General features: G+C 45.0%; 27 protein-coding genes. 20 read left to right on the top strand and 7 right to left on the bottom strand.

The annotated features are described in order from the left end of the window. Positions 1–68: 68 nt before the first annotated feature. The 5 genes from nagB to DFP76_RS12805 all read left to right on the top strand — a co-directional run bounded on the left by nagB (position 69) and on the right by DFP76_RS12805 (position 5,790). Positions 69–854, top strand: coding sequence for a glucosamine-6-phosphate deaminase (nagB, locus tag DFP76_RS12825; RefSeq protein ID WP_113875026.1), 786 nt, complete (start codon positions 69–71; stop codon positions 852–854). 10 nt (positions 855–864) lie between these two features. Further along, positions 865–1,746: a glucosamine kinase nucleotide-binding domain-containing protein gene (locus DFP76_RS12820; RefSeq protein ID WP_113875025.1), complete on the top strand. Its 882-nt coding sequence runs from the start codon at positions 865–867 to the stop codon at positions 1,744–1,746. Then, positions 1,743–2,888: an N-acetylglucosamine-6-phosphate deacetylase gene (gene nagA / locus DFP76_RS12815; RefSeq protein ID WP_013795629.1), complete on the top strand. Its 1,146-nt coding sequence runs from the start codon at positions 1,743–1,745 to the stop codon at positions 2,886–2,888. Before DFP76_RS12820 ends, nagA begins: the two co-directional genes overlap by 4 nt. 206 nt (positions 2,889–3,094) lie before the next feature. After that, on the top strand, positions 3,095–4,903 hold the full coding sequence (locus tag DFP76_RS12810; protein ID WP_113875024.1) for a methyl-accepting chemotaxis protein: 1,809 nt from the start codon (positions 3,095–3,097) through the stop codon (positions 4,901–4,903). 428 nt (positions 4,904–5,331) lie between these two features. Continuing rightward, positions 5,332–5,790, top strand: coding sequence for a GNAT family N-acetyltransferase (locus DFP76_RS12805; protein ID WP_113875023.1), 459 nt, complete (start codon positions 5,332–5,334; stop codon positions 5,788–5,790). A gap of 50 nt (positions 5,791–5,840) precedes the next feature. Here DFP76_RS12805 and DFP76_RS12800 read toward each other — a convergent pair whose 3' ends face one another. Beyond that, positions 5,841–6,488, bottom strand: a complete 648-nt coding sequence (locus tag DFP76_RS12800) for a LysE family translocator (RefSeq protein WP_113875022.1) — start codon at positions 6,486–6,488, stop codon at positions 5,841–5,843. A 276-nt stretch (positions 6,489–6,764) separates the two neighbouring features. On the opposite strand from DFP76_RS12800, the gene DFP76_RS12795 reads away from it, so the two are divergent. Then, a complete protein-coding gene (locus DFP76_RS12795; RefSeq protein WP_113875021.1) occupies positions 6,765–7,136 on the top strand; it encodes a SpoIIAA family protein in 372 nt (123 codons plus the stop codon). A 7-nt stretch (positions 7,137–7,143) separates the two neighbouring features. Here DFP76_RS12795 and DFP76_RS12790 read toward each other — a convergent pair whose 3' ends face one another. Further along, positions 7,144–8,490: an anti-phage deoxyguanosine triphosphatase gene (locus DFP76_RS12790; RefSeq protein ID WP_181799848.1), complete on the bottom strand. Its 1,347-nt coding sequence runs from the start codon at positions 8,488–8,490 to the stop codon at positions 7,144–7,146. Between the two features lie 111 nt (positions 8,491–8,601). Between DFP76_RS12790 and DFP76_RS12785 the strand changes: the two genes are divergently transcribed. Then, on the top strand, positions 8,602–8,877 hold the full coding sequence (locus DFP76_RS12785) for a LysR family transcriptional regulator (protein WP_113875020.1): 276 nt from the start codon (positions 8,602–8,604) through the stop codon (positions 8,875–8,877). 11 nt (positions 8,878–8,888) lie between these two features. On the opposite strand, the gene DFP76_RS12780 is transcribed toward DFP76_RS12785, so the two are convergent. Both DFP76_RS12780 and pabB read right to left on the bottom strand, forming a co-directional pair. Next, entirely contained in the window at positions 8,889–9,548 is a 660-nt protein-coding gene (locus tag DFP76_RS12780; RefSeq protein ID WP_113875019.1) for an NUDIX hydrolase, read from the bottom strand. A gap of 8 nt (positions 9,549–9,556) precedes the next feature. Continuing rightward, positions 9,557–10,993, bottom strand: coding sequence for an aminodeoxychorismate synthase component I (pabB, locus tag DFP76_RS12775; RefSeq protein WP_113875018.1), 1,437 nt, complete (start codon positions 10,991–10,993; stop codon positions 9,557–9,559). 88 nt (positions 10,994–11,081) lie between these two features. Here pabB and DFP76_RS12770 point away from each other — a divergent pair, with 88 nt between their 5' ends. From DFP76_RS12770 to DFP76_RS12750, 5 genes are all read left to right on the top strand, one after another. Continuing rightward, positions 11,082–11,948 (top strand): alpha/beta fold hydrolase, encoded by an 867-nt coding sequence (locus DFP76_RS12770; RefSeq protein WP_113875017.1) that lies wholly within the window; start codon positions 11,082–11,084, stop codon positions 11,946–11,948. Positions 11,949–12,015: 67 nt separating this feature from the next. After that, positions 12,016–12,543, top strand: coding sequence for a GspH/FimT family pseudopilin (locus DFP76_RS12765; protein WP_113875016.1), 528 nt, complete (start codon positions 12,016–12,018; stop codon positions 12,541–12,543). Further along, a complete protein-coding gene (locus DFP76_RS12760) occupies positions 12,540–12,902 on the top strand; it encodes a hypothetical protein (RefSeq protein ID WP_113875015.1) in 363 nt (120 codons plus the stop codon). The genes DFP76_RS12765 and DFP76_RS12760 overlap by 4 nt, the downstream gene beginning before the upstream one ends. Then, positions 12,902–13,798 carry a hypothetical protein gene (locus DFP76_RS12755; protein WP_113875014.1) on the top strand — a complete coding sequence of 299 codons (897 nt, stop codon included), beginning with the start codon at positions 12,902–12,904 and terminating at the stop codon, positions 13,796–13,798. The genes DFP76_RS12760 and DFP76_RS12755 overlap by 1 nt, the downstream gene beginning before the upstream one ends. Then, positions 13,795–14,247: a hypothetical protein gene (locus tag DFP76_RS12750; protein WP_113875013.1), complete on the top strand. Its 453-nt coding sequence runs from the start codon at positions 13,795–13,797 to the stop codon at positions 14,245–14,247. Before DFP76_RS12755 ends, DFP76_RS12750 begins: the two co-directional genes overlap by 4 nt. Here DFP76_RS12750 and DFP76_RS12745 read toward each other — a convergent pair. After that, positions 14,231–14,491, bottom strand: a complete 261-nt coding sequence (locus DFP76_RS12745) for a PP0621 family protein (protein ID WP_113875012.1) — start codon at positions 14,489–14,491, stop codon at positions 14,231–14,233. The genes DFP76_RS12750 and DFP76_RS12745 overlap by 17 nt on opposite strands. A gap of 73 nt (positions 14,492–14,564) precedes the next feature. On the opposite strand from DFP76_RS12745, the gene DFP76_RS12740 reads away from it, so the two are divergent. Next, positions 14,565–16,202: an NAD+ synthase gene (locus DFP76_RS12740; protein ID WP_113875011.1), complete on the top strand. Its 1,638-nt coding sequence runs from the start codon at positions 14,565–14,567 to the stop codon at positions 16,200–16,202. A 122-nt stretch (positions 16,203–16,324) separates the two neighbouring features. Here DFP76_RS12740 and DFP76_RS12735 read toward each other — a convergent pair whose 3' ends face one another. Beyond that, on the bottom strand, positions 16,325–17,290 hold the full coding sequence (locus DFP76_RS12735) for a carbohydrate porin (protein ID WP_113875010.1): 966 nt from the start codon (positions 17,288–17,290) through the stop codon (positions 16,325–16,327). 713 nt (positions 17,291–18,003) lie between these two features. Continuing rightward, positions 18,004–18,306, bottom strand: a complete 303-nt coding sequence (locus tag DFP76_RS12730) for a cupin domain-containing protein (protein WP_113875009.1) — start codon at positions 18,304–18,306, stop codon at positions 18,004–18,006. A 332-nt stretch (positions 18,307–18,638) separates the two neighbouring features. Here DFP76_RS12730 and DFP76_RS12725 point away from each other — a divergent pair, with 332 nt between their 5' ends. The 7 genes from DFP76_RS12725 to DFP76_RS12700 all read left to right on the top strand — a co-directional run bounded on the left by DFP76_RS12725 (position 18,639) and on the right by DFP76_RS12700 (position 23,541). Further along, positions 18,639–19,274 (top strand): LysE family translocator, encoded by a 636-nt coding sequence (locus DFP76_RS12725; RefSeq protein ID WP_113875008.1) that lies wholly within the window; start codon positions 18,639–18,641, stop codon positions 19,272–19,274. A gap of 8 nt (positions 19,275–19,282) precedes the next feature. Next, positions 19,283–19,633 (top strand): putative quinol monooxygenase, encoded by a 351-nt coding sequence (locus DFP76_RS12720; RefSeq protein ID WP_113875007.1) that lies wholly within the window; start codon positions 19,283–19,285, stop codon positions 19,631–19,633. A 226-nt stretch (positions 19,634–19,859) separates the two neighbouring features. Continuing rightward, positions 19,860–20,891, top strand: coding sequence for a 23S rRNA pseudouridine(2604) synthase RluF (gene rluF, locus DFP76_RS12715; protein WP_113875006.1), 1,032 nt, complete (start codon positions 19,860–19,862; stop codon positions 20,889–20,891). Between the two features lie 181 nt (positions 20,892–21,072). Beyond that, positions 21,073–21,225, top strand: coding sequence for a hypothetical protein (locus DFP76_RS18140; RefSeq protein ID WP_181799847.1), 153 nt, complete (start codon positions 21,073–21,075; stop codon positions 21,223–21,225). 88 nt (positions 21,226–21,313) lie between these two features. After that, positions 21,314–21,910 (top strand): hypothetical protein, encoded by a 597-nt coding sequence (locus DFP76_RS12710; protein ID WP_113875005.1) that lies wholly within the window; start codon positions 21,314–21,316, stop codon positions 21,908–21,910. Between the two features lie 13 nt (positions 21,911–21,923). Further along, positions 21,924–22,922 (top strand): hypothetical protein, encoded by a 999-nt coding sequence (locus DFP76_RS12705; RefSeq protein ID WP_113875004.1) that lies wholly within the window; start codon positions 21,924–21,926, stop codon positions 22,920–22,922. Positions 22,923–23,037: 115 nt separating this feature from the next. Beyond that, the gene (locus DFP76_RS12700) at positions 23,038–23,541 is read left to right on the top strand and encodes a DUF2867 domain-containing protein (protein WP_113875003.1); all 504 of its coding nucleotides are present in this window, start codon (positions 23,038–23,040) and stop codon (positions 23,539–23,541) included. Positions 23,542–23,687 lie beyond the last annotated feature (146 nt).

The raw sequence follows: 23,687 nt of genomic DNA, 5'->3' as shown, positions 1-23,687 counted from the left end.
TGATGCATTTCGTTTTGCACTTTTGGTTTTTTTGGTATTAAATTGGTTTTATTTTTCGGAATTGACTTATGCGAGTTATCATTCTTGATACTGCCAATCAGGTGGCTCAGTATGCCGCTGACCTTCTATTAGAGACGGTGCGCAAAAAAAGCCGACCTGTTTTAGGGTTGGCCACAGGTTCTACCCCCATTAGCACCTATCAGCAGGTCATTAATGCCGTTCAAGCAGGTCAGGCTTCCTTTAAAAACACCACCACCTTCAATTTGGATGAATACATTGGTATTGATGACACTCATCCGCAAAGCTATCGTCATTTTATGAAGCATTACCTTTTCAATCATATTGATATCGACTTAGCCAACACCCACCTTCCTATGGCGGCGTCACTTGATGAAACGCGATTAGTGGAAAACGCTCAAGATTACGAAAACGCCATTCAAGAGGCTGGCGGGATTGATTTACAACTGCTTGGGATTGGCGAAAATGGCCACATCGGTTTTAATGAGCCCACTTCCAGTCTGCGTTCTCGCACCCGAATTAAATCTTTGTCGGAATCCACCATCGAAGCCAATAAGCGCTTCTTTGCCGATGGTGAATATCAACCCCACCTCGCTTTAACCATGGGCATTGAAACCATTCTAGAAAGCAAACACGTCTTATTGCTGGCGACAGGTCATAAAAAAGCCGCTGCTGTAAAAGCCATGGTAGAAGGCCCACTCACCGCCATGTGTCCAGCCAGTGCATTACAGCAACACGCCAAGGCTTGCTTGGTACTCGATCAAGATGCCGCCGCTCAATTGTCATTAAAAGATTATTATGTCTGGTGTGAGAAACAACGTCAGGAGCTGACATAAGGAGATGCAAATGAAACAGTTTTATCTGGGCGTGGATGGGGGCGGGACGTTCTGTCGAGCCCGTCTGGTCGACCACAATGGACAGGTCTTAGGAGAGGCGGTGGGAGGCTCTGGCAATCCAAGAACCGGGATAGAAAGCGCTTGGCAAAATATTCTTGAAGCCTGCTTTGAAGCGTGCAAGCAAGGGCACATTGACATAGAAGATTATCCAAACATTTCGATTGGTCTGGGGTTGGCTGGAGTCAATCAAGCATTAGAGCAAGAGCTCATCTTATCTCAACATTCTCCGTTTGGCCGTTGTTTCCTACTGACCGATGCGCATGCGGCCTGTTTAGGGGCGTTTGATGGCGAAAACGGCGGTTTGATGATCGTCGGCACGGGCAGCTGTGGTGTTGTTTATATTGACAAGAAATTCGATATTGTTGGGGGATGGGGGTTTCCTCTTTCGGATCAGGGCAGTGGCGCACGAATTGGCTTGAGTGCATTAGAGTACTCTCTTGCGGCCTTGAGTGGTGTCTTGCCTGAGTCGGCTCTCACCCAATCCATTAATCGCGACTTTGGTCACCGCCCTGAACAATATGTGCAATTTCAAAACCACTCTCCCTTGCCTAAAGAGTTCGGTACATTCGCCATTAAAGTCTTTGATTTTGCCGAATCTGGTGACCCAATCGCTTTACGAATTATCTCAGAACAAGCGCAATGGATAAGCCAATACCTAACCTGCTTAATCCACAAAGGCGCACAGAACATTGCCTTAGTGGGGGGCGTCTCTGAGGCAATAGCGCCTTATTTGCCCGATGACATACAAGCCTATTTACGTCCACCACAAGGCGACGCTATGGATGGTGCCATTAAAATGGCAAAAGAACAGATTGGGAGAACGTCTTTATGACAGTACTGAAGGTGAAGCGTCTATTTGATGGTGAACAATGGCTTAACCACCAGCAAGTTACGATAGAAAACGGTAAAATTCAGGATATTACCCCCATTGATTATCCCCAGTTAGCAACGCAACTCATTGACATACTGGCCCCAGGGTTTATTGATGTCCATGTGAACGGCGGCGGGGACGTTCTGTTTAACCATACGCCCACTCTGGATGCTTTAAAGGTGATCGTCAAAAACCATGCTCAATTTGGCACGGTCGCCATGATGCCAACGTTAATTTCCGATGACTATGACGTCATGTCACAAGCTCATGACGCTGTGTGCGAGGCATTACAACAGGGTTTGGCGGGTATAATTGGTTTACATTATGAAGGGCCTTATCTGAACCCGATTCGAAAAGGCGTGCATAACGAAGACAAGCTTCGTATGCCAAACGAAGAAAAGCTGTTCAAAATACTCGATGTCGCGAACCATGGCAAACTCATGGTCACCTTAGCGCCAGAGCAAGTCCCCGATGGCTTTATTGAAAAACTGGTTAAACAACACGCCATTGTTTGCATTGGGCACTCCGCCGCTACCTACGATGAAGCGATCAGGGCAGTCCATTGTGGTGCACGTGGCTTTACGCATCTCTTTAATGCCATGACGCCCCTGACAAGCAGAGAGCCTGGGGTGGTAGGTGCTGCCTTGCAAAACCAATATAAGACTTGGTGCGGACTGATTGCCGACGGACATCATGTGCACCCTGCGACCATGAATATCGCTATGCAAGCCAAAGGCTGTGAACACATAATGCTGGTCACAGATGCCATACAAAGCGTTGGTTCCAGCAAGTCCGAACTGCCATTTTTAGGTCAAAAAATACATCGTAAAAATGGTAAGGTGACCACCGCCGACGGCACCTTAGCTGGGTCAGATCTGGACATGGCCAGTGCCGTTAGAAATACCATACAATTGATTAAACGAACCCCTCAAGAAGCTTTCCAAATGGCCTCCTTACGACCCGCGCAGTTTTTAGGTCTCGACCATCAACTTGGTCGTATTAAAGTCGGCTACCAAGCCAGCTTGGTTGCGCTTAACCAAGACTATTATGTCACCCAGACTTGGATCGACGGCCACCCCATGTTGGAGCCAAAAACGCACTAAGAAGAATCACAACGCCACTTTTTTGGTGATCTAGCATGCATGTTTAATAAGCTTCTATCCTATGAATAACGCCAGCAAACCATGTGATGTTTGATGGCTACTTTTCTAACCTCTCTCCATCAGAATGGGCATGAATATTGCGTTAGGTTAATGAGTTACTTGAGTTACTCAATCGTATGTTCATCATCCGCTGTAGAGGTCATAACATGTTAAATAGATTATTTAAAAAACAGAAAACACCTCATTTCGCTATTGACGATAGTCGCCTAAATGACATCTCAGAAGATCAATATTCTGCAACGACTCAACAGAATAATCCTCTTGAGAATTTTTCTCACGGCGTTTCTAGCGCACTAAATTTTCTGCAAAATTTACTCAGGTTTGCCAGCACAGCAGGGGAAGCCCAAGACAGTTTAATGCGGGAAATAGACGTTCGTTCTCATAATTTACGCACTGGGTTGAGTCAAACACGTCAAGAAATTGAAGCCAGCACCAAGAGTGCTAGCCAAATTAAAGAGAATACTCGACAGTCGGTTGAGCAAAGAACCCTTGCCATCAGCAATGAACTGGCTCGCATTAGTAATGAATTGGACGCCAAAGCCGAAGGCGCGACAAAAGTTTTGAACAATATCGAAGACATAGGGAAAGGCATTCAACTGCTTGCTCTCAATGCGACCATTGAAGCCGCACGTGCAGGCGATCATGGACGAGGGTTTGCGGTCGTTGCGAAAGAGGTTGGTGAACTTGCCAAAAAAACCATGGCACAAACCAATGAAGCCGTCAAACTGATCGACTTATCCAGTATGACTCAGTCACTCCAACAAACGATGAACACAGTTGATCAGGAACTCAAAACTCTGGATGTGGAAATTGCGTCTTCCCTATCTGACATTCAAACGCGTTTTACTCAAATGTCTGATCGTCTAGAAACCATCAGTGGGCACAATTCAGTGGTATTTGAATTACTCGAAGCCAGTAAAGAATCGTCAAACCGAACCATTAATAAGGTGGGGTGGGCTTCTGATATAACCCAATCTCTAGACTCATACCTTACCCTTGAGGGTGACTTGATAGAAGATGGCATTAACCAATTTTTAAAAGCCAATCATGTTTACAATACGCCTTCCTTTGATAAATTAGCGGAAATTAAAAAGCGTGGCGTCATTTACGTTGCCGTTGATCCTGCGTTGGTAGGGGTGACATTTCGTCGTTCTCCTAATGGTGCTATTCAAGGTATGGATGCCGAGTATGCCAGAGCCTTTGCGGATTGGTTGGGGGTCAAATGTGAATTCATAGAACATCCTTGGGATCTACTAACCGAATTGTTATTCGCAGGAAAAGAAAAAGGCCAACCAAATGTGGATGTGGTGTGGTGCGCGATACCACCCAGTGATTTTTATCAAGGCATTGCCTTTTCAGACACTTACACCTATCTCAAGTTTGTTTTATGTCGACAAGCCAATGACACCTCAATCAAACATCTGTCTGATTTAGAAGGCAAGGTACTGGGGGTGATCAATGATCCGGCAGCCTTAACCACTTTGGAAGAACAGGGTTTTCGCTGGGCAGAAAATGAGCACAAACCTGGTGGCAAGATAAGATTGTCGAATCTCATTGCTTATGGGGACATATCAAGGATTCATGATGCTTTAGCCGATGGTTCGATTGATGCTTTCGCATCCGATCATCCTATATTTCATTGGGCGTCGGTCAACCCAGCCAGTCCTTGGCATAACAAGATAGAGGTGATTGACAGCATCTTGCCTGAGCCGTTTTACTATTCTGCGGTGGTCTCAGCCGAACCTTCTTCTTATCACTTATTAAAAGCCATCAATGACTTTATAGAGGAATTCAAACAAACGCCTCAGCGCTTGAAAATTGAAAACGAATGGCAAGGAGGGGTGATTGATCACACTCTGAGTTATCGTGATGAAATGGGCAACCTAAGGGGCATTGATGAGTTGCAAGCTCTTTACTTAGAGCATCAACAAAAATATGCCCTAATTGAAGCCTGACGTTTTATGGTGAACAGGCCAAATAAGAACCTATAAAGAAACCTTCTTTTGGCTTATTTCAGCCTTTTGGTTTTCATATAACCATTGGCTTTGTTGAATGCATGACAGTCTTCTTTTACATAGAGGGTTATTCATGTTTTCAGAAAGGCACTTTTTTATGTTCTTAGTGGCATTCATGGTGGATCATGGCGAGATGCGATACCTTCAAATGCTTAATAAGAGCAAATTAGACTGACAAGTAAGCCGTTATCTATTGTTTTTTTGAGTCCTATAGGTGATCGCTTTTTAATGAAAAAGCGATTTTTCGCGTTTTAAAAGAAGGTTTGTTCTCATGAAAAAGAGCTGGAACTTGCCATTCCAACACTGGTTAAGGTTGACATGATTACGCAGCTTGAGTTTTACGCCATGTTAGTCTGTTACGAGGGTTTATGACGGTTTCGTTTTTGGTTGATTTTCCCAATGAAGTACCTGTTGTTGCAAAGTGGTACTTCGATGAATGGGCTCATGTGGACGAAGATGCCACATTGGAAAGTGTTATTCAAAAATTGTCATTAAGCCTAAACAAAGCGTCCTTGCCTTTGGCCTTTGTATCGCATCTGGAAAATAAGCTTGTTGGAGCTGGTGAGATAAAACAGCGAGCATTGCCTGAATATGTTGGTTGTCATTATTGGTTGGATGGTATTTATGTACCGCCCGATCATAGAGGAAAAGGTGTGGCAAAAGGCTTGATTGAGTTTGCACTCTATGTGGCAAAAACCATGCAATTGCCATCCTTATATTTAAGGTGTTTAGAGCATAATGTTGCACTCTACCAAAAGCATGGTTTTCAAGTCGTAGGAGAGGGAGAGGCGCAGAATAAATACATCATGGCGATTCAATTCTCTTGAAGTATGTCTCTAGTGACCAAAGCACTCATCATAAAAGTTCAAAACGCCTGCTAATCCAACAACACGCCATACAGAATGCCTGTTCCTAAGAGGCAAAAGAGCACACCGCACAGTAAATCTATGTATCGACTGAGCCGTCCTAATAGGACCTGACTGGTTGGCTTGGTGAGCAGCCAAGCCAAGGCACTGAACCAGCCGAGTGACAATCCCCCAATAATCAGCAACGCCGTGCCTTTACCTGTCCAAGACATGCTGGCAGGGATTAAGCTGGACATCAAGCTGATGAAAAACACTAATGCTTTTGGGTTGAATAGGTTGGTCAATAACCCCTTAGAAAAAGCCTGATGCTTTTGATTTAACAAGGCTTTGTTCTGCGTCTGAACCAAGTTGCTTGCTCGCTGCCAGTTTTGGTAACTGCTGATTAACGCGCCGCCACCCAGATACAAAAGATAAGCGCCACCTAAACATTGCAAAAAGCGAAATAGGGTGGGCTGCTGGTGAACCAATAAACTGATGCCTGTGATACTCAATACGGCGTGAGTCAAAATGCCCAGTGATAGGCCAAGAGCAATGTAAAAGCCGGTTTGACGACCATAGCGCGAAGCGTTTTGTACCACCAGAGCGAAGTCTGGGCCAGGGCTGATTAAGGCGACAAAATGTACTAGGGCTAATGTAAGTAAAATAGAGATTTCGTTCATTCTGGTTTCTACTGCTGACGACTAAAATGGGGCTTATTATCGCTTATCTTCTGCTTCAAACGCACGTCTATCATACACAAATCTGGCGACATAATGACAATGTCGCGGGAGCCTGTGAACTGATATCCGCTCTCGTTAGGGCAAAATGGCAATCAAGATGGTCGTGTGTTGTGATCAAGTAAAAAATGACAGTAGCACGGAAAAGGGCTAACGTTATCTTTGTTGATAGATGGGAAGTTCATTTCATTTTGTTCGCTGAAAGCAAAGGAGAGGATTATGTTCCGCATTGAAAAACAAGGTGACAACCACTTGCACATTGAGCTTGATGGTCAGATGGATTCAGAGCAAATGGAAGTCGCGCTAAATGAGTTTATTTTACTGGCGCAAGGCATTGAGCAGGGCACTATGTTGTATGAAATTGTCGCCTTTCATATGCCATCGTTTAGTGCCATTGGTATTAAAATATCGAAGTTGCCAACTCTGTTTAGTTTGGTTGGTAAGTTTCGTAAGGCCGCGGTACTGACGGATGAAAAGTGGCTACAGAAAGTCAGCGAGATTGAAGGGCTGTTGATTCCTGGCCTCGACATTAAGGCTTTCCCATTGGCTGAAAAAGCAGTCGCCGAGGCATGGCTGGCGGCAGAATCCTAGCAAGCTTTTACATGGGTTCGAATACTGACCCTAAACTTGGCACGAACAGTTTATTGTACATGCGGCTGGCGTAGTCGTCGGTCATGGATGCCATGTAGTCGCAAATGATGCGCAGACCACTTTCCCCTTGATCACAACTTTTTTGCCATTCGCGAGCGATTTCTCTGGGCAATAATCTGGCCGGATCGGCACTATAAGCTTCAAACATTTCCAATAGCATCTGTTGGCCTTTGTAAACCAGCATTTGTACTTCTGGGCGCTGAATAATGTGCTGCATTTCAAACTGCTTGAGTAGGGCCAAGGCTTGTCGCTGACCTTCAGGTAAGCCTACTTGATAGCGTAATAACGGGTGTTCGAAATTTGGGTTTTCCACTACCTGACAAGAGGTAATAAACCAGCTGACCAAATTGCCAATGGCTTCTTTGCGTAAATGGCTTTGACGGCTAAACAGCTGAGTTCGCAAGGTGTTGAGGTGGTCTTTCAAGAAAGGTGAGGCGAGCGCTGACAGTTTTGGCTCCAAGTGCTCTTGCCACATTTCCTTGGTGACCATACCGAGCACAATGGCGTCTTCTAGGTCGTGTACGCCGTAAGCGATGTCGTCGGCTAAGTCCATTATGCTGGTGTCAAAGCTAGCGTGTGAGGCTTTCCCATGCGCTTCTGGTGAACTGCGATGAACATCCTGCAAGGCGGTTTTGTCGGCTTCGCTGAAGGGGGCGATAATCCAATCTAACAGCGCTTTTTCATCTTCATAAACGCATTTTGGTGGCGCCCAATTTGCTGCTTTGAATTGGCGGAAATTGTTTGGTTTGTCTGGGTATTGACCAACCACTTGGTTGTGTCGTACTGGGTATTTCAATATGCCGAGTAAAGCACGACGGGTCACGTCCATGCCGTAATTTTCTGAGTAGGAGCCGCGTTTACCAAGGATGCGTAATGACTGCGCATTGCCTTCAAAACCACCATGCTCCAGCATCATATAATTGAGGGCAATTTCGCCTCCATGACCAAAGGGTGGGTGGCCAATGTCGTGACTTAGGCAAACGGTTTCGATCAGCGCGTCGTCCGCTAACCAAGGCTGAAAGTCGGCATCGGCAGCGGAGCTAAATTTGAGGTGATGAACAATACCATTACCAATTTGCGCCACTTCTAACGAATGAGTAAGGCGAGTGCGGCTGTAGTCATTTTGACGTATCGCCAGAATTTGGGTTTTTGATTGCAAACGACGAAACGCCGCACTGTGAATGATGCGCGCTCTGTCTCTTTGGTATGGGGTTCGATAGTCGTTGTCGCGGGATTCTTTATGGCCAGATTGTCTTTCTTGCCAAGGTAACATCTCATCGTTTGCCACTGTCATGTTTTTTATCTATCAAGGTAAAGAAACCTCAATCTTTCATGAAAACACGATATAGGTCAATGTTCGTTAAAAAAGCCTTGGGCATAATGGAGCTTATTATAAGGAATCTTTATGCTTAATACTCAACACTTAATGACATACAAAGCCTTGGTGGAGACAGGAAGCTTTACGCTCACTGCTAAGCAATTGGGTTTGACGCAACCGGCGATCAGTCAGCACATTCAAAAGCTAGAAAAAGAACTGGGGGAGTCGTTGTTGATCCGTCATGGGCGTCGAATTGAACTGACCCAAGCAGGTAAAGTGTTACTCAAACACATAGACCAACTAGAAGGCTGTTATCGTGACTTTATGACCTCGTGGGAAAGAGTGGCCGAACACGCCCACTAACAAGCACTTACTTAAGGAAGGTGGCTAAGGTGTCGCGATAGGGTTTGGTAAAGGCCGTATAAAATACCTGCTGTCACTCCCCAAATTCGGATGTCTTGGTAATAGACTTCAAAATAGCCACGCGATATGGAATCCAGTTTACGCTGTTTGAACGCATAGTTTTGCGGCGTCAGTAAGTGACGTAACGGAACCCAGTGGACGGATTTGACCTCTTCTTCACATAAGCTCAGTTCACTTCGGCGTGTCATCTCAGCCACAATCGGCTTAATGCAGAAACCTGATAAAGTACAATACTCCCCAAGTTCTCCCAGTAAATCGAAGCAATCTGGCGCTAAGCCAACTTCTTCCAAGGTTTCTCGCAGTGCTGTGTACTGGATACTGGCGTCATCTGGGTCGTGTTTACCGCCTGGAAATGCGATCTGACCTGGGTGGTTGCGCATGTGAAGGGCGCGTTGAGTTAGCAGCACATACAGTTCGCCGTCTTCTGGTGCTTGCCAGATCGGAATCAATACGGCCGCGGAACGGTAATCTAATTCATAACCCTGCGGAAACATCTCTTCGTCTGGGTTATGGATACTCTGCCGATAAGGTGTTTTGTCTAAGGCGGCACGAATGTCATCTAAACTAAGGTCAATTGGGGGAGCATTCAAAAACTGCTCTATGTCTGACATGGTAAGACCTACTTCAAAAAATCTCTTTCTAGAGTATGGGTTAATTTGCCTACTTTGGTAAAGGTTTCTTGGTACTCTTCTTCAGATTTTGAATCGGCAACCAAACCGCCGCCAGCCCAACAATGTAATTTACCCTGATCGGCCACCAAGGTGCGAATGGTGATACTGGAGTCCATTTGACCATTGCTGCTGAAGTAAACAATGGAACCACAATAAGCGGAACGTTGATGAGGTTCCAGTTCATCAATGACTTCCATCGCACGAATTTTCGGAGCGCCAGTGATGGAGCCGCCAGGAAAACTTTGCTGGAACACATGAATACTTTGTTCGGCTTTGTCGATGCGGCCTTCTACGGTGGACACCAGATGATGCACATTGGCATAACTTTCCAAGGCGAATAACTTAGGTACTTTGATGCTGCCAGTTAAACAGGTGCGGCCTAAATCATTGCGCAGCAAGTCGACTATCATCAGGTTTTCGGCACGATCTTTTTCTGACGACAAGAGTGTTTCAGCGTTGGTTTTATCCTCTTCCGGTGTTTCCCCACGCGCAATAGTGCCTTTAATGGGTTTGGACTCGACTCGACCTTGATCGCATAAAAGAAAGCGTTCCGGTGAATGACTCAGTACGCTCTGTTGCGCAGATAATTCCAAGTAGGCGGAGAAAGGGGTTGGGCAGACTTGGCGAAGTGCTTGATAAGCGGTGAAAGTGTCACCTTGGTACTGAGCGGTAAAGCGTTGTGCTAAATTGACTTGATAACAGTCACCGGCTTGGATGTAGTCCTGTACCTTGGCAAACTTATTCGCGTAGTCCTCGGCGGTCATGTTGGAGGTAAAGCCAGAGGTCAGTTGGAAGGCGTGCTTTTCTAATAAATCATGATGTACTAAGACATCGTCCGATGCACTGGTAAAACGGTTGATCAATTGACTGACTTCGTCTTCGTGACACCAAGGTGTGTAAATTAGCTCAGTTTTTTGCGTTTGATGATGAGTAACAACGGCCCAGCCGTAAAGCCCCATGTTGAATGTGTCGAGCTGGATGTCATGGTTGACGCTGTCTGGCAGCTGCTCGACATAATGACCACTTTCGTAACCGTAATAGCCCAATAGTCCTCCCGTAAAGGGTAAGTCTTTTGGTGCCGATTGTGCCCAACTTTCTTGGCAAATACGTGACATTAATTCATTTAGTAATGCCATCGGGTTTTGTTGCTCGGACAAGGTGTACAAAGGGGTGCCGGTCCACTGGATAACGTCACTTTGATCCGCTTGTTGATGATTGCCATGAATGCGGGCAATGGGATTGGCCACCAGAATATCAAACCGTGTGTCGCTGAAATGTTCGTGGTTACTGTCTAGTAAGGCTGGGTAAGGCAAATCCCGTACGGCGGCGTAAAAAGCAAGTAAATTGGACTGATAAGGAAGATTTATCCGTTTGATTTCTGACATTTTGTCTTATTACCTAGTAAAATGTTACCGCAGATGGAATAGCGAATATTGTATTCCTTTAATAAGGGTCCTCACAGGTTAATTACAAGTGTCTGACGTTTTTTTTCTTTCTTTGCCCAATGCACGTATTGCGTATCGCTTACACGAAAACCCTAATGCCACTTCGGATGCCGCGTGTTTAATGCTGCATGGTGCGGGAGTGGCTGGCGATATTACTTTTTCTCCTATGTTGCCTTATTTGACGCCTTGGCGTTGGATGCTGATTCCTGATTTAAAGGGAATGGGGGATTCTTTCCATGCTGATGGGCAAGAAAAGGCTGTATCGGTTGCGGATTTGACCGCGGAAGTGATGGCGCTGTTGGACCATGTAAACTGGACTCAATTTGATCTGGTGGCTTATTCCCTTGGCGGTTTGGTGGCGTTGAATTTAAATTATCAGCGACAGCAAGCGGGCCAACCGCCTGTGCGGATGGCCTTGTTAGAACCGGCTTCTTTGGATCGGGAAGATTTGAGTCATTTAAAAGAGGTGCGTCAAAAGTATCGTCATGCCTCGCAATTAATTCGTGAAACGGGGGATGTGGAGCTGGGCGTTGCTTGCTTTATGGACGGTGTTTCACCTAATCGTCGTAAGCATCCTGTGGCGGAGGCCACCACTCAATCTCGTTTGGCGCATCGGCCTTTTGGTTTTGCTTATGCATTGGATGCGGTCACCGACTTTGTTGAGCAGGCGGCCCATAATCCACATGTTCGTCATGCCATGATAGAAGCGTCACCGGAAGTCTTCTTGTTCTCTGGTGAATTGAGTCATGAGGCATTGAAACAGCATTATGAGTTATTGAGCGAGCGCAATGCCGCATGGCAACATACAGTGATGAGTGCTTGTGATCACTCATTGCCCTTTCAAAAGCCGAGGCAGATTGCCAAGCATTTGAATAAGTGGTTTGCCTCGCCCTAAGCTTACGCTAGGATAGATTGGTGAGCAGGAAGCTCACCCATAAAACAATAGAACAAGGAGGCGTTCTATGACCCAGCAATGTGGTTATTCCTTATTGGAGCTGTTGTGCGTGTTGGCGATTCTAAGTTTGCTGGCACACCTTGGCTCGTCTCATTTCCTTTCTGTTAATCAAGATTTAGACGATCAACGAACACTCAAAACAGAAGTCGCAGGTTTAGCAAATGGCTTAACTCAAGCGCGTCAATTGGCGGTGGCCAGTGGCCGACTCAGTTACCTTTGCGGCGGCATTCGACATTGTACTGGGGATTGGTCAGATGGCTTTCGTGTGTACCAACACACTGAGTCAGGTGAGACTGAGAAAACCTTTGCCAGCATGCCATTCGCCTCCGGCTTATTGGTCGCTTGGCGAGGTTTTCCTGCTCAGAAAACGCAAATTGAGTATCGGCTTAATGGCTTATCAGGCTACCAAAACGGCACCTTTGTCTTTTGCTTAGGGCGTTGGAAAATGGCCTTAGTACTTAATCAAAGTGGTCGATTTTATGTGTCGTCTTTGCAATCACAGTCAGCGTCCTTGAGTGTGGGAGACTGCGTATGAAAAAGTCATTACAAATTAGACCATTGCTGGCTCATCAAGATGGCTGGGTATTGTTGGAAGTGACACTTTGTTTGGTTGTCATCGGCGTCATTTTGTGGGTCATCATGCAGCAAACAGACGCTCAATGGCACAGTCTGTCTTTGAGTGAAGCGCAAATTAAGGCTGAACAAAACCGTCAAAAAGCGGAACGGATGACGTATTTGTTAGGTCAGGATATGGCGTTTTTAGTTGATGAAGTGGGGGAAGCTGAGCAGCGTTTTGATTATCCAGATTGTCAGGTTTGTACTCAGCAGAACCTTCATCAATGGTTTAAGGCCAGCTTGTCGCCTGTTACACCTTTATTGGAGTTAGCCGAGTAATGGTTTCTCGTATAAGGTTAATGGGTGGGATTTTATTTGAGTTGCTCATCGCCTGTGCTGTGTTGGGCTTCTGTTTACCTTTTATGATGAACGCCTTGCGGGATAGTCAAGACGAGCAATTGAAGCGCCATGCCTATCAGCAAGGGCAAAGTCTTCAGTCCGCCATTGATGCGCATTTTCGTTCTCAGTGGCAACGTTTACGGCCTGCGCAATGTCAGTTGAACAGCGAGGTGTTTCTTACTATTCAAAGCACCGCGAATGCACCAGAGCGTTTGTCTGCCCGTGCTTTGGTCGCTGGTTCAGATTGGTTACTGGCGAGGGATCATGGTTTGTGTCGTGGTTCGCTAGAGGTGACAGAAAATCCATTGACGGTGGCGCTGGATTGCCATTGGAAAGTCGGTGATCCAGTGCGGTTCAGTAGTTGTGATAGGAGTGTTTTAGGACAAGTTGAGGGGATTTCGAGCCAAGGTGCGCAAGTCGCTTTTGCCGCAGAGAACCTGATTGGTCAGTCTGGTGTCATTGCCAGTGAAGACGGTTTTTATTGGTATTTGGCCGCAGGGAAAACGGGGCAAAGTGCGTTATGGCGCTCTCCAGAAGTCAGTGGTAATGCGTTGGAGTTATGGAATGGCATCGAGCGTTTATCGATTCTGCCCTTGTTGGATCAGGATCAAAACGGCTTTGTCGACACGTTAGATACCCGTTACGGCCATTATGCTTTGCAGCAGGTCCGTGCCTTGTGGGTGGAATATCAATATCGTCTTGGGGATTGCCATTTAGACCTGACTGAAACCGTGCCTCTGAGTTACCTTTCTATGCGAGGAGAGGAGTGGCAATATCATCCTCCTTGTCAGCAGGTGGGCAATCAGATTATTGATTTACAGGGAATGTCTCTGTGAATCATCAGGCTTTGAGTCAGCAAACCTTAGCTGGCTGGTTAGGCTTACCTGTACTGATATTGCTGTTGTTTGTCGCCAGTATGTCGGTGGCGTTCCAAGACAGATTACTGGCGCAATATCAGTGGCGTAGCCAATTGCAAGCGGTAGTAGACGAACGAGCTGCCTGGCAAGACTTTAAACGCGTGCTGGTAGATGCCCCTGAGTTTTCGCAAGCAAATGAGTCTCACTGTCTCGGCTTTTGTCCATTGCAACAAGACAAAGCTAGCTTGGCGCAAACGGAATGGCGTGCTGACGGCCAGGTTCTTTGGTATCAATGGCATCGACATGAATTAGACGATGGCACGGAATACCATCGTCTTTGTGCTTCCATGAATCAACAGAGTTACCATTGCTGGTGGTGGCAAAATCGAATCTTACGACACCAAGGTTGGCTTACTCTGCTTGATTGAACGCTTTTAGATGTTCCGCACAGCAAAAAGCACGTGCTTCTTGGTCATGTATCGCATGAGAACGCGGAACATAGGTCTGACACTGTTGGCACTGAACCATGCTTTCTTGTTCTGCGGATGGTGACTCTGATGACGACTTTTTGTGCTTAGTCGGTGCTTTTTTTCCTTTCAAAATGACAAATTGGCGATATAACCACCAGCCAATAAAGAAAATCGCAACAAAAACGATCAAACGGACGATCATATACTTTACCTAAGTTGGCTAATTCCAGACAATAAAGGGCATATTCTAACAGAGTTGATGAGATAGCAACGGTATGACATTAAGAATTGCAATGGCCCAACTGGATATGTTGGTCGGCGATATTACCAAAAACACCCAATCTGTGATTGATGCGGCCCTCAAAGCGCGTGATCAAGAGCAGGCTGATGTCGTGGTTTTTCCAGAATTAACTCTGACGGGCTATCCCCCAGAAGACTTATTACTGCGCCCAAGTTTAGAACCGCGTATAGAATCGGCCTTAGCGAAAATTCAAGCTGAGGTCACTGGCATTCATCTCGTATTAGGTTACCCAAGACGCATTGATGGCGAGCTGTTTAACTGCGCGGGGGTTATTTATCAAGGCCAGATGTTGGTTGAGTACGCCAAGCAAAAGTTGCCGAATTTCCTCGTGTTCGATGACAAGCGTTACTTTAGCGAAGGCCGTGACGCAGGATTGGTCGACATTAAAGGCGTTAAGGTGGGACTGAGCATTTGTGAGGACATCTGGCATCCAGAGCCCATAGCACAAGCCAAAGCGGCTGGTGCGGAATTGATCCTGAATTTGAATGCATCGCCTTATCACATTGAAAAAATGGGTGAGCGAGAAACCTTATTGCATAAGCGAGCCACGGAAACGACCTTGCCAATTGTGTACGTAAACTACATGGGCGCACAGGATGAATTGGTCTACGAAGGTGGCTCCTTTGTGGTCAATGCGAAAGGCGAAAAAGTCATGCAAGCGCCTTGGTTTGAATCTGGATTGTACTGTGCAGACTTCATCGTGAATGACGGCCAAAGCCATAAGGTTGAGCCAGTGTCCGCGGCCATTGCTCCAGCTTTGAGTGAAGAGGCCAGTGTGTATCAGGCGATGGTGCTGGGTCTTCGTGATTACATCGAAAAGAACCGTTTTAAAGGCATCGTGTTGGGTTTGAGTGGCGGCATTGATTCTGCTTTGTCCTTGGCGGTAGCGGTGGATGCCATTGGCGCAGATCGTGTACAAGCGGTGATGATGCCATACACCTACACGTCTTCTATTAGTCTTGAAGATGCGGAAGAAGAAACCAACCTGTTGGGGGTGAAATACAGTGTGTTACCCATTGAGTCCATGGTGTCGGCCTTTAATGATGTCTTAGCGCCTGAATTTGAAGGGTATGGTAAAGACACCACAGAGGAAAACCTGCAAGCGCGTACTCGCGGAGTGACCCTGATGGCGATTTCTAATAAAAAGGGTTACATGGTTTTGACCACCGGCAACAAGAGTGAAATGGCGGTAGGTTACGCCACTTTATACGGTGACATGGTGGGCGGTTATTCGGTGTTAAAAGACGTCTTTAAAACCCTAGTATTTAAACTTTGTCGCTACCGAAACACCTTGGGTTATGTGATTCCAGAGCGTGTCATTACGCGTCCGCCGTCCGCTGAATTAGCACCGGATCAGAAGGATGAAGATTCCTTACCAAGCTACGACATTCTTGATCAAATTTTGCATATGTACATTGAGCAAGACATGAGTGCGGAAGCCATCTTAGCAACGAATCAGTTTGATCGAGAGACAGTGTATCGTGTTTTACGCTTGGTGGACGTCAATGAATATAAGCGTCGCCAAGCGCCAACAGGTGTGCGCATTACTGCCCGTGGCTTTGGTCGTGATCGTCGCTATCCAATTACCAATGGCTGGCATATTGGCGAGTAACTTCGCGCTTTATAAGGCTATTTAATGGTTTTGAAAGGCGGAACGAAGGAAAGAACAACGCACTTTAAAAGGGGATAATAAAGGGCGTTGTTCTTAGGTTTCTATTGCTAGAAGGTTAATAATTAGAAAGTGTAATTAAAGCGTAGACGAGTGGCCAAGACTTTGTCGTTCACTCCTGTCGCTACATCGTCTGCGGTTGAATAAGATGCCGCTAATGTCATTGAAGCATTATCGATATCAAATACCGGCATGGTATAGGCTGTGTACAGGGTGGTAACGGAAGGGTCGTTAGCGCCATCATCAACATTAGAAGTAATGATGCCAAGACCAAAATTATTGTAGGTCATGTTGGCTGTCATCGAGCTCACTTCTTCGTCTGTGTTGTCATCTTCCATTTGAGTGACGGCAAGATTGACATTGGCACCAGACACATCAAAATTGGCTGCTAATGCAAAGCCTGATTGACTCACATTTGATCCGTTCGTTAGCTCGTAGTCTAGGCTTTCGTAGCCTGCGGTAATGGTCGCTGCACCCGCTTTGAACGTAACGACAGGACGAATACCTGCAATGCTTGTGGTGTTATCACCAGTGGCATTATCCGCATCACCAGCACCATAGATGGTTGCAAGCTCAAATGTCACAGCGTCACTGGCGTTCAGATGCAAGGCGATTTGACCGCCATTGTCGCTGGTACGTCCACGAGCTTTGTTGGCTTCGTAAACGGTTACACCACCTGCGTTCTCAACGACAACGTCTTTGCCTTTAGGGAAGAGATTAGTGGCTTCAAAACGACCTAATTGAACATCAATGTCTGAGTTACCAATTTTAAGGTAAGCATCGGCAATGCCGGAAGTGCCATTTACTTTCAATTCAATCGTACCTTTGCCTTCAACAAAGTTATCGCCTGAAGTGTGTTTGCCATGAGTATTCAACTCGACACGACCTGTCTGTAAATAGGTGGTATCACCTATTTCTTTATCGATCACATCGGTATTAATCTCAAAGTTAGCATCAAATGAAGGGGCAGCAATCGCTCCTACAGATAATAAACTACTGAAGACTGCTGTATACAGAGTGCTTTTTTTCATAATGATAAAACCTATTATTTTTTTTATTTGAATTTGGAAATTTGAGCAATTTCACTATTTATATTATGTATGCTTTTGGTTTTATACAATCTCATTTCTGCACATTTTTTACTTAATTTTAGCTTAATTCATATCTAATAAAGATACTCTTTATATCTTGGGTTTCGAATGATTAAATTGTTGAAAATAAAGGAATTAATTTTATTTCGAGTGCTTTTTTCTAGGGTTTTTTATCGCTTTTTTTGATGTTTCGGTGCTTTTTTTCGTTTTTTTAAGAGCAAGTGGCTGTCTATAGGTCTGCTCTATGTTTGATGTGTTTTAAGAAAAAAGTCACCGTTTAAATGACTAATTTTTCTATCATTTTATCCGTTGAATGGTGGTGTTTTTATGCAGGAAACTTTCTTGAATAAATATTAAGTTAGATTTTAGAAGTTAGTTTAACTGTCTCGTTTCTTTGTGTCGGTTGGGTGGGGGATTTTATCATTGTAATGATGGTTTTATTACACGGAAAACTTTCATGATTAAATATTAAGTTAGATTTTAGAAGTTAGTTTAATTGTCTCGCTTCTCTGTAACGCAGGGATGGGGTTATAAGCGGGTAAACAACTTGTTCGTATTAATAAGGTTGAGGCTTTTTACTATTTAATCTGTTTATTGTGCGTAGAGAATAGGTTTGTGTAGCTTGTCGGCTCAGCCGACAAGCTTTTAGTGTGCTATTGAGCCGGTTCTATCATCATAAAATGAGTGTCTGGAGTGGCCACAGGACAATGCTCTAAACCTTTAGGCACCACATACATTTCACCAGCTTCCAGTACAATTTCTCCGGTATTGAGCTTTAATGTCAGTTGGCCTTTGTAGACAATGACAATCTTTTCTTCATTGTCATGTTTGTGCCAACCCAGTTCACCACTGCCTTTGATGACTCTGATCGCTTGATCGTTAGATTGCGCGATGACCTTTGGTGCCCACTCTTCTTTGAGTTGGGTAAATTGATCATTAATATTGATTTTGTTCATCTTCTTCTCCCTTATCATCTCGCCTTAGTAGCGAATCCATTTCAGTTTGCTAGATGATAATAAAGCTCATTACCATCTGGGGCTAGTGAATCTTATGGCCTTTACACAGTCTTATTAGGTTGTTTAGATATAACGTCATCTAGTGTGATCAGATACTCGTATTGATTACTTTCAAACATGGCGTCCTGATGTGGCTGTGATAATTGACCTTAGATCGTCATGAGATAAAGTCAGACAATAGTGTGGCCAAGATGTAAGGTCCGTTGAATCACAGGAAGAAAACGACTTTTTAGACATTAAATTAACATTTCTTATGTAATAGGAGAGGGATCGTGATCGATTTGTTGTCATTACTAACCATTGGCTTTGCGTTTTTTGTGGTGGCGGTTTCCCCAGGCCCTGCGACGCTCTCTAATGCCACTATTGCTATGAGCAGAGGGCGTACAGTGGCGTTGGTGTATGGTTTTGGTTTGTCGTCTGGCATGTTCTTATGGGGGCTGGTGGCGGTCAGTGGGATGGGGGCCATTCTGCAAAGTTCTGTGTATGTTCTGATGGTGCTTAAAGTGTTAGGCGGATTGTATTTATTACGCTTGGCATATGTGTCTTTTAAGGCCTCTTTGGTTGTAGAAGAGCAACAAAATTTGGCGCACATGCAAGCCACTAGTTATCGCAAGTGGTTTATGCGCGGCTTTATATTGAACTCTTCCAATCCAAAAACCGTGGTGGCTTGGATGGCGGCCTTGTCTATGGGCATGCAGGGCCATAACGATTTGATGTCGCTGACGTTGGCGTTGTTGACTTGCATGTTGGTAGGGTATTTGGTCAACATTCTGTATTCGCTGGTGTTTTCGATTCAAGGTATTATGGAAACGTATCAAAAGTGTCGTCGTTGGGTAGAGCGCGCAACGGCTAGCATGTTTGCTTTGGCGGGGTTAGGTTTACTCAAATCCGCTCTAAATAGAAGTTAAGGAAAGGTATGTCTAAGAAAGTCTATTGTATTGCACAGTTTTTACCCAAACCTGGTCAGGAGAAAGCCTTGTTTAAGGTTTTGCAGTCTCTTGAACCCAATACATTGCGTGAGGATGGTTGTATTGCGTATCGAGTGACGCGCCACATGACCAGCCCGTTTGCTGAGGGTAAGAGTTTTCCGATTGCCTTTAATGAAGTCTGGCAGGACATGGCGAGTTTTGAAGCTCATTGCCAGCGTCAGGAAATTAGCGATTTCTTTGCTACTTATTGTCAGGCTGAAGATGGCTTAGCTGCCGATTGGAATGTGTGTATTTATACGGATGAGCCAGAGGATTTTGATGCCCCTGTATTGGATTAAAGGGGCATTAGAGTCAAAGCTTTAGTGTCTTAACTTAAGCTTCTGCATCGATCTGTCTTGCTATACCTAAAGCTATTTCTGAGTTTGTTTGCTTGTGTGGTGCTATCTGAACCTAAAGGGAAAGGCGTAATTTGCCTTCAGGTTCAGATTCGTCTTATGTCAGAGTGACTTCAGTGTATAATAGCCAGTTCCTATAAGTTACCCCCAAGAATGACAGCGATTTTTTATGTTCAATTCCTCAATTCGGTTAAATAAATACATCAGTGATAGTGGTATGTGCTCGCGTCGTGAAGCAGACCGCTTTATTGAGCAAGGCAACGTGTTTATCAATGGTAAGCGTGCCAAGGTTGGGGATCAGGTCGCGGCGGGTGATACGGTACGTGTGAATGGTCAAGTGATTGAGCCACAAGATGCCGAGGATTTTGTCTTTATTGTGTTGAATAAACCCGTGGGCATTGTCAGTACTACGGAGAGCAGTGAACGCAATAACATTGTCGACTTTGTTAGTCATGGCGTGCGTATTTTTCCCATTGGTCGTTTGGACAAAGACTCACAAGGCTTGATCTTTCTGACCAATAATGGCGATTTGGTCAATAAGGTATTACGAGCTGGTAATAATCACGAGAAAGAATATTTGGTGACGGTGAATAAACCCATTACAGAGAGCTTTATTTCTGGCTTGGCTGGTGGCGTGCCTATTTTAGGCACCATGACCAAAAAGTGCCCTGTGGTTAAAGTGGCTCCGAATGTGTTTAACATCACCCTTGTTCAGGGGCTAAATCGACAAATTCGTCGTATGTGTGAGCACTTTGGCTATGAAGTGACCAAGCTAGAACGTACTCGCATTATGAACGTCAATTTAAAGGGCTTGCCAGTGGGTGAGTGGCGTGATTTAACCCAGAAAGAGCTGTCAGTTTTATTGAAAGCCATAGAGACGTCCTCTTCCGAAGCCAATCCATCGACGAAGCGTTCTCGTCCGGGTAATAAAAAAGGCTCTGCTAACCAAACGGCTAAGAAAAACACAGCCAAAACGCCTTATTCCTCAAAACCGAATACCAAACATCCTCGCGGTGACGGTAAGAAGCCCGGTCCTTCAGGTAAAGGTAAAGATAAGCGACCGTTTGGTGATCCTAATAAGCCAGTTAAGGGACGTAAGCCAAGCGGTAATAAAGCGCAACCGAATAAGCCGCAGAGCAAATCAAACCCTAATGGTAAACCTACAGGTAAGCGTCCTGTGCGTGGTAAAGGCGCTCGTTAGGTTTCATTTGCTTTTGTTCATGCCCTGATTGATCTGTTAGATCGGTAACCTTTGGTGTCCTTAATCTGGCCTTAATCCTCATTTTTCTCGCCAACTATGGATTCTTCATGGTTGTTGAGGTGAGAGGTTTGTCTGTGCTATCAGCGTTATTTAAGATGAGGTTTTCACCGGTGAGGTTCAGATGAAAACAGCATTGCGCGGTCTCTTTTTTGTGAGTGTATTAATGACGTTATCCGCTTGTGTGTTTATGCCGCCAGGAGGCCCAAATACAGGCCCTAATTATGGTGGCGCTGACCCAGGTCGCATTGGCGGCAGTCCAGCGGCGCATAGGTAATAATGAAAAGAACACTAAGGTGTTCTTTTTTTGTCTTGGTCAATTTGTTTAGATAGTAAGAAGCATTGATTCGGGAAGCGTTTGCGTTATGGAATGGAACATAAAGTTTGTGTTTAGCAGCATGGCGATCGTGCTGACTTTAGTGGCCTTTTTACCCTATTTATTTTCGATTATCCGAGGACAAACTCGGCCTCATGTGTTTACTTGGGTGATCTGGGGGCTGACCACCTTGATCGTGTTCTTTGCTCAGTATGAGGCGCAAGCTGGTTGGGGGGCTTGGCCGATTGGTGTGTCAGGGGGAATTACCATCTTGGTGGCCATTGCGGCTTACTGTAAACAGGCTGATGCCAGTATTCACCCAATTGATTGGGTGTTTTTCTTAGCCGCTTTATCTTCTCTGCCATTTTGGTATGTTATGTCAGATCCCATGTGGGCGGTGATTTTATTAACCACCGTCGATATGTTAGGTTTTGGACCAACGTTACGCAAAGCCTACGTGTTTCCTGACCAGGAAAATGCGACGTTTTTTGTTTTATTTATCCTACGCAATACCCTTGTATTATTGGCTTTAGAAGAATATTCAATCGCCACAGCCTTGTTCCCTTTTGCTGTGAATATAGGCTGCTTAGCATTACTCTTTTTGGTTTTATTTCGACGCTATCAGCTTCGTACCATCCTTAAATAATAGGGACAGTTATATGTATACAGATGAAGATCTTGATTCTGCGGTTAAACAGGGTGTTTTATCGCCGCAATCCGTGACAGCATTTCGTGACTTTATTGCCAACTCACGCAAGACCTCAGTGGTCGATGAAGAGAACTTTCGTTTATTGGGTGGGTTTAACGATATTTTTGTGGTGATTGCCTGCGCTTTATTGCTCTTCTCGTCTTTATGGGTGTTGCAATTGGTGAACCCAATTGTGGCTCATTTGGTGTTTGTCATCCTTGCTTGGTGGCTAGGAGACGTCTTTATTTTGAAACGCAAAATGGCTTTGCCAGCCATTTTTCTATTACTCAGTTTTGTTGGCGGCAGTTTCATGTTGAGCCAATCTATTTTTGCTGGTCAGCTGTTCGCTGAAGTCATCTCTACGACGGTGGCACTGGTTGCGGCTTATGGACATTGGCGACGTTTTAATGTGCCGATGACCATTGCCGTAGCGACCGCAGCTGGTATGGCCATAGTCGCTTCGGCAATTATCGCTTTTCTCCCTGAAGATGGTCTGATGGTGATGTCGACTTTGTTTGTGTTTGGGGTTTTGTGTTTTGCTTTTGCTATGTATTGGGACGCACAGGACACGCAACGCATTACTCGAAAGTCCGATGTGGCGTTTTGGCTGCATATGTTGTCAGCGCCTTTGATTATTCATCCTGTTTTTTCCACACTGGGGATTCTAGACGGTAATGAGAGCATTCCTAATATGGTGTTTATTGTGCTCTTATATCTACTAATGACGCTCATTTCTATTACGGTAGATCGCCGTGCTTTCATGGTGTCTTCTTTGTTTTATGTGATTTATGCGTTGCAGGAACTGTTTGCTAACTTTGGTAATGTGGCGGACAGTATTGCCATGACGGGCATGGTGATGGGGAGCATATTGTTGTTGTTATCGGTTTATTGGCAAGCATCTCGACGTTTTATCGTGTCTCATTTACCTGCGACCCTAAGTCAGTATCTTCCGGCCATAAAAACGCAATAAATTCAGACGTATTATTACAGTTTACTACAGGTTTTCAGAGAAAAATTGACTAGTATGGTCAATAGCAGCGAGTTGAAATCAACTCATTAACGACATTATTTTTAGGGACGAAAAAATGCAGAAAGTACCGAGCGAAGCGGCAATTAACCAATTCATGGCAAATGCTTACTTTACCGATTGTTTTACTTACCACACTCTGAATAAAGGGCAATCAGCTATGCAGGTGTGGTTAGACATGGTGAATAACACCCCTCGATGGGTAGAGCGATTGATGTGGGTTCGCAATCGAGTGGTGGTGCTGTTTGGGCTAAAAAATTTAGGCTTAATCGGTAATGTCATACCAGCGAAACAAGCGTGTGATTATCTAGTGGGCGATCAAGTGGGCATCTTTAAGGTCTTGTCCAGCCAAGAACAGGAAGTGATTTTGGAAGATAAAGACAAACATTTGGATGTGAAGCTGTCTTTGTTTTTAGAGACAGAAGGCGATCTGCTTAAACTGTATGTGACGACGGTCGTGCATGTGAAGAATCGTTTGGGCAAGGTGTATATGTTTTTTGTTGCGCCCGTTCATAAAAAGATCGTACCGGCGAGCTTGTCTCGTTTAGAGCCTGTTAATTAACTCTTTGTACTTGGGTTTATATAGAATATGAATGAGTTAGCTATTTTGGTATATCTTAGATAGCTTGCGTTATGGATGGGGTATCGTGTTTGATACCCCTTTTTTATCCTTTGAACACTTATTTGAATGTGGAGAGTTGTCGCACT

This window comes from Marinomonas aquiplantarum, from assembly GCF_003314975.1.
Classification (GTDB): domain Bacteria; phylum Pseudomonadota; class Gammaproteobacteria; order Pseudomonadales; family Marinomonadaceae; genus Marinomonas; species Marinomonas aquiplantarum.
Note: the sequence above shows the minus strand (reverse complement) of the source record. Positions and strands in the feature narration are given on the sequence as shown.

What these genes read in the sequence shown, in the direction of transcription:
- DFP76_RS12810 (WP_113875024.1), top strand. Translation starts at nt 3,095, where the DNA reads ATGTTAAATAGATTATTTAAAAAACAGAAAACACCTCATTTCGCTATT.
- nagB (WP_113875026.1), top strand. Translation starts at nt 69, where the DNA reads ATGCGAGTTATCATTCTTGATACTGCCAATCAGGTGGCTCAGTATGCC.
- DFP76_RS12740 (WP_113875011.1), top strand. Translation starts at nt 14,565, where the DNA reads ATGACATTAAGAATTGCAATGGCCCAACTGGATATGTTGGTCGGCGAT.
- DFP76_RS12795 (WP_113875021.1), top strand. Translation starts at nt 6,765, where the DNA reads ATGTTCCGCATTGAAAAACAAGGTGACAACCACTTGCACATTGAGCTT.
- pabB (WP_113875018.1), bottom strand. Translation starts at nt 10,993, where the DNA reads ATGTCAGAAATCAAACGGATAAATCTTCCTTATCAGTCCAATTTACTT.
- DFP76_RS12700 (WP_113875003.1), top strand. Translation starts at nt 23,038, where the DNA reads ATGCAGAAAGTACCGAGCGAAGCGGCAATTAACCAATTCATGGCAAAT.
- DFP76_RS12745 (WP_113875012.1), bottom strand. Translation starts at nt 14,491, where the DNA reads ATGATCGTCCGTTTGATCGTTTTTGTTGCGATTTTCTTTATTGGCTGG.
- DFP76_RS12820 (WP_113875025.1), top strand. Translation starts at nt 865, where the DNA reads ATGAAACAGTTTTATCTGGGCGTGGATGGGGGCGGGACGTTCTGTCGA.
- DFP76_RS12760 (WP_113875015.1), top strand. Translation starts at nt 12,540, where the DNA reads ATGAAAAAGTCATTACAAATTAGACCATTGCTGGCTCATCAAGATGGC.
- rluF (WP_113875006.1), top strand. Translation starts at nt 19,860, where the DNA reads ATGTTCAATTCCTCAATTCGGTTAAATAAATACATCAGTGATAGTGGT.
- DFP76_RS12800 (WP_113875022.1), bottom strand. Translation starts at nt 6,488, where the DNA reads ATGAACGAAATCTCTATTTTACTTACATTAGCCCTAGTACATTTTGTC.
- DFP76_RS12710 (WP_113875005.1), top strand. Translation starts at nt 21,314, where the DNA reads ATGGAATGGAACATAAAGTTTGTGTTTAGCAGCATGGCGATCGTGCTG.
- DFP76_RS12780 (WP_113875019.1), bottom strand. Translation starts at nt 9,548, where the DNA reads ATGTCAGACATAGAGCAGTTTTTGAATGCTCCCCCAATTGACCTTAGT.
- DFP76_RS12755 (WP_113875014.1), top strand. Translation starts at nt 12,902, where the DNA reads ATGGTTTCTCGTATAAGGTTAATGGGTGGGATTTTATTTGAGTTGCTC.
- DFP76_RS12720 (WP_113875007.1), top strand. Translation starts at nt 19,283, where the DNA reads ATGTCTAAGAAAGTCTATTGTATTGCACAGTTTTTACCCAAACCTGGT.
- DFP76_RS12790 (WP_181799848.1), bottom strand. Translation starts at nt 8,490, where the DNA reads ATGACAGTGGCAAACGATGAGATGTTACCTTGGCAAGAAAGACAATCT.
- DFP76_RS12805 (WP_113875023.1), top strand. Translation starts at nt 5,332, where the DNA reads ATGACGGTTTCGTTTTTGGTTGATTTTCCCAATGAAGTACCTGTTGTT.
- DFP76_RS12705 (WP_113875004.1), top strand. Translation starts at nt 21,924, where the DNA reads ATGTATACAGATGAAGATCTTGATTCTGCGGTTAAACAGGGTGTTTTA.
- DFP76_RS12765 (WP_113875016.1), top strand. Translation starts at nt 12,016, where the DNA reads ATGACCCAGCAATGTGGTTATTCCTTATTGGAGCTGTTGTGCGTGTTG.
- DFP76_RS12735 (WP_113875010.1), bottom strand. Translation starts at nt 17,290, where the DNA reads ATGAAAAAAAGCACTCTGTATACAGCAGTCTTCAGTAGTTTATTATCT.
- DFP76_RS12785 (WP_113875020.1), top strand. Translation starts at nt 8,602, where the DNA reads ATGCTTAATACTCAACACTTAATGACATACAAAGCCTTGGTGGAGACA.
- DFP76_RS18140 (WP_181799847.1), top strand. Translation starts at nt 21,073, where the DNA reads ATGAAAACAGCATTGCGCGGTCTCTTTTTTGTGAGTGTATTAATGACG.
- nagA (WP_013795629.1), top strand. Translation starts at nt 1,743, where the DNA reads ATGACAGTACTGAAGGTGAAGCGTCTATTTGATGGTGAACAATGGCTT.
- DFP76_RS12730 (WP_113875009.1), bottom strand. Translation starts at nt 18,306, where the DNA reads ATGAACAAAATCAATATTAATGATCAATTTACCCAACTCAAAGAAGAG.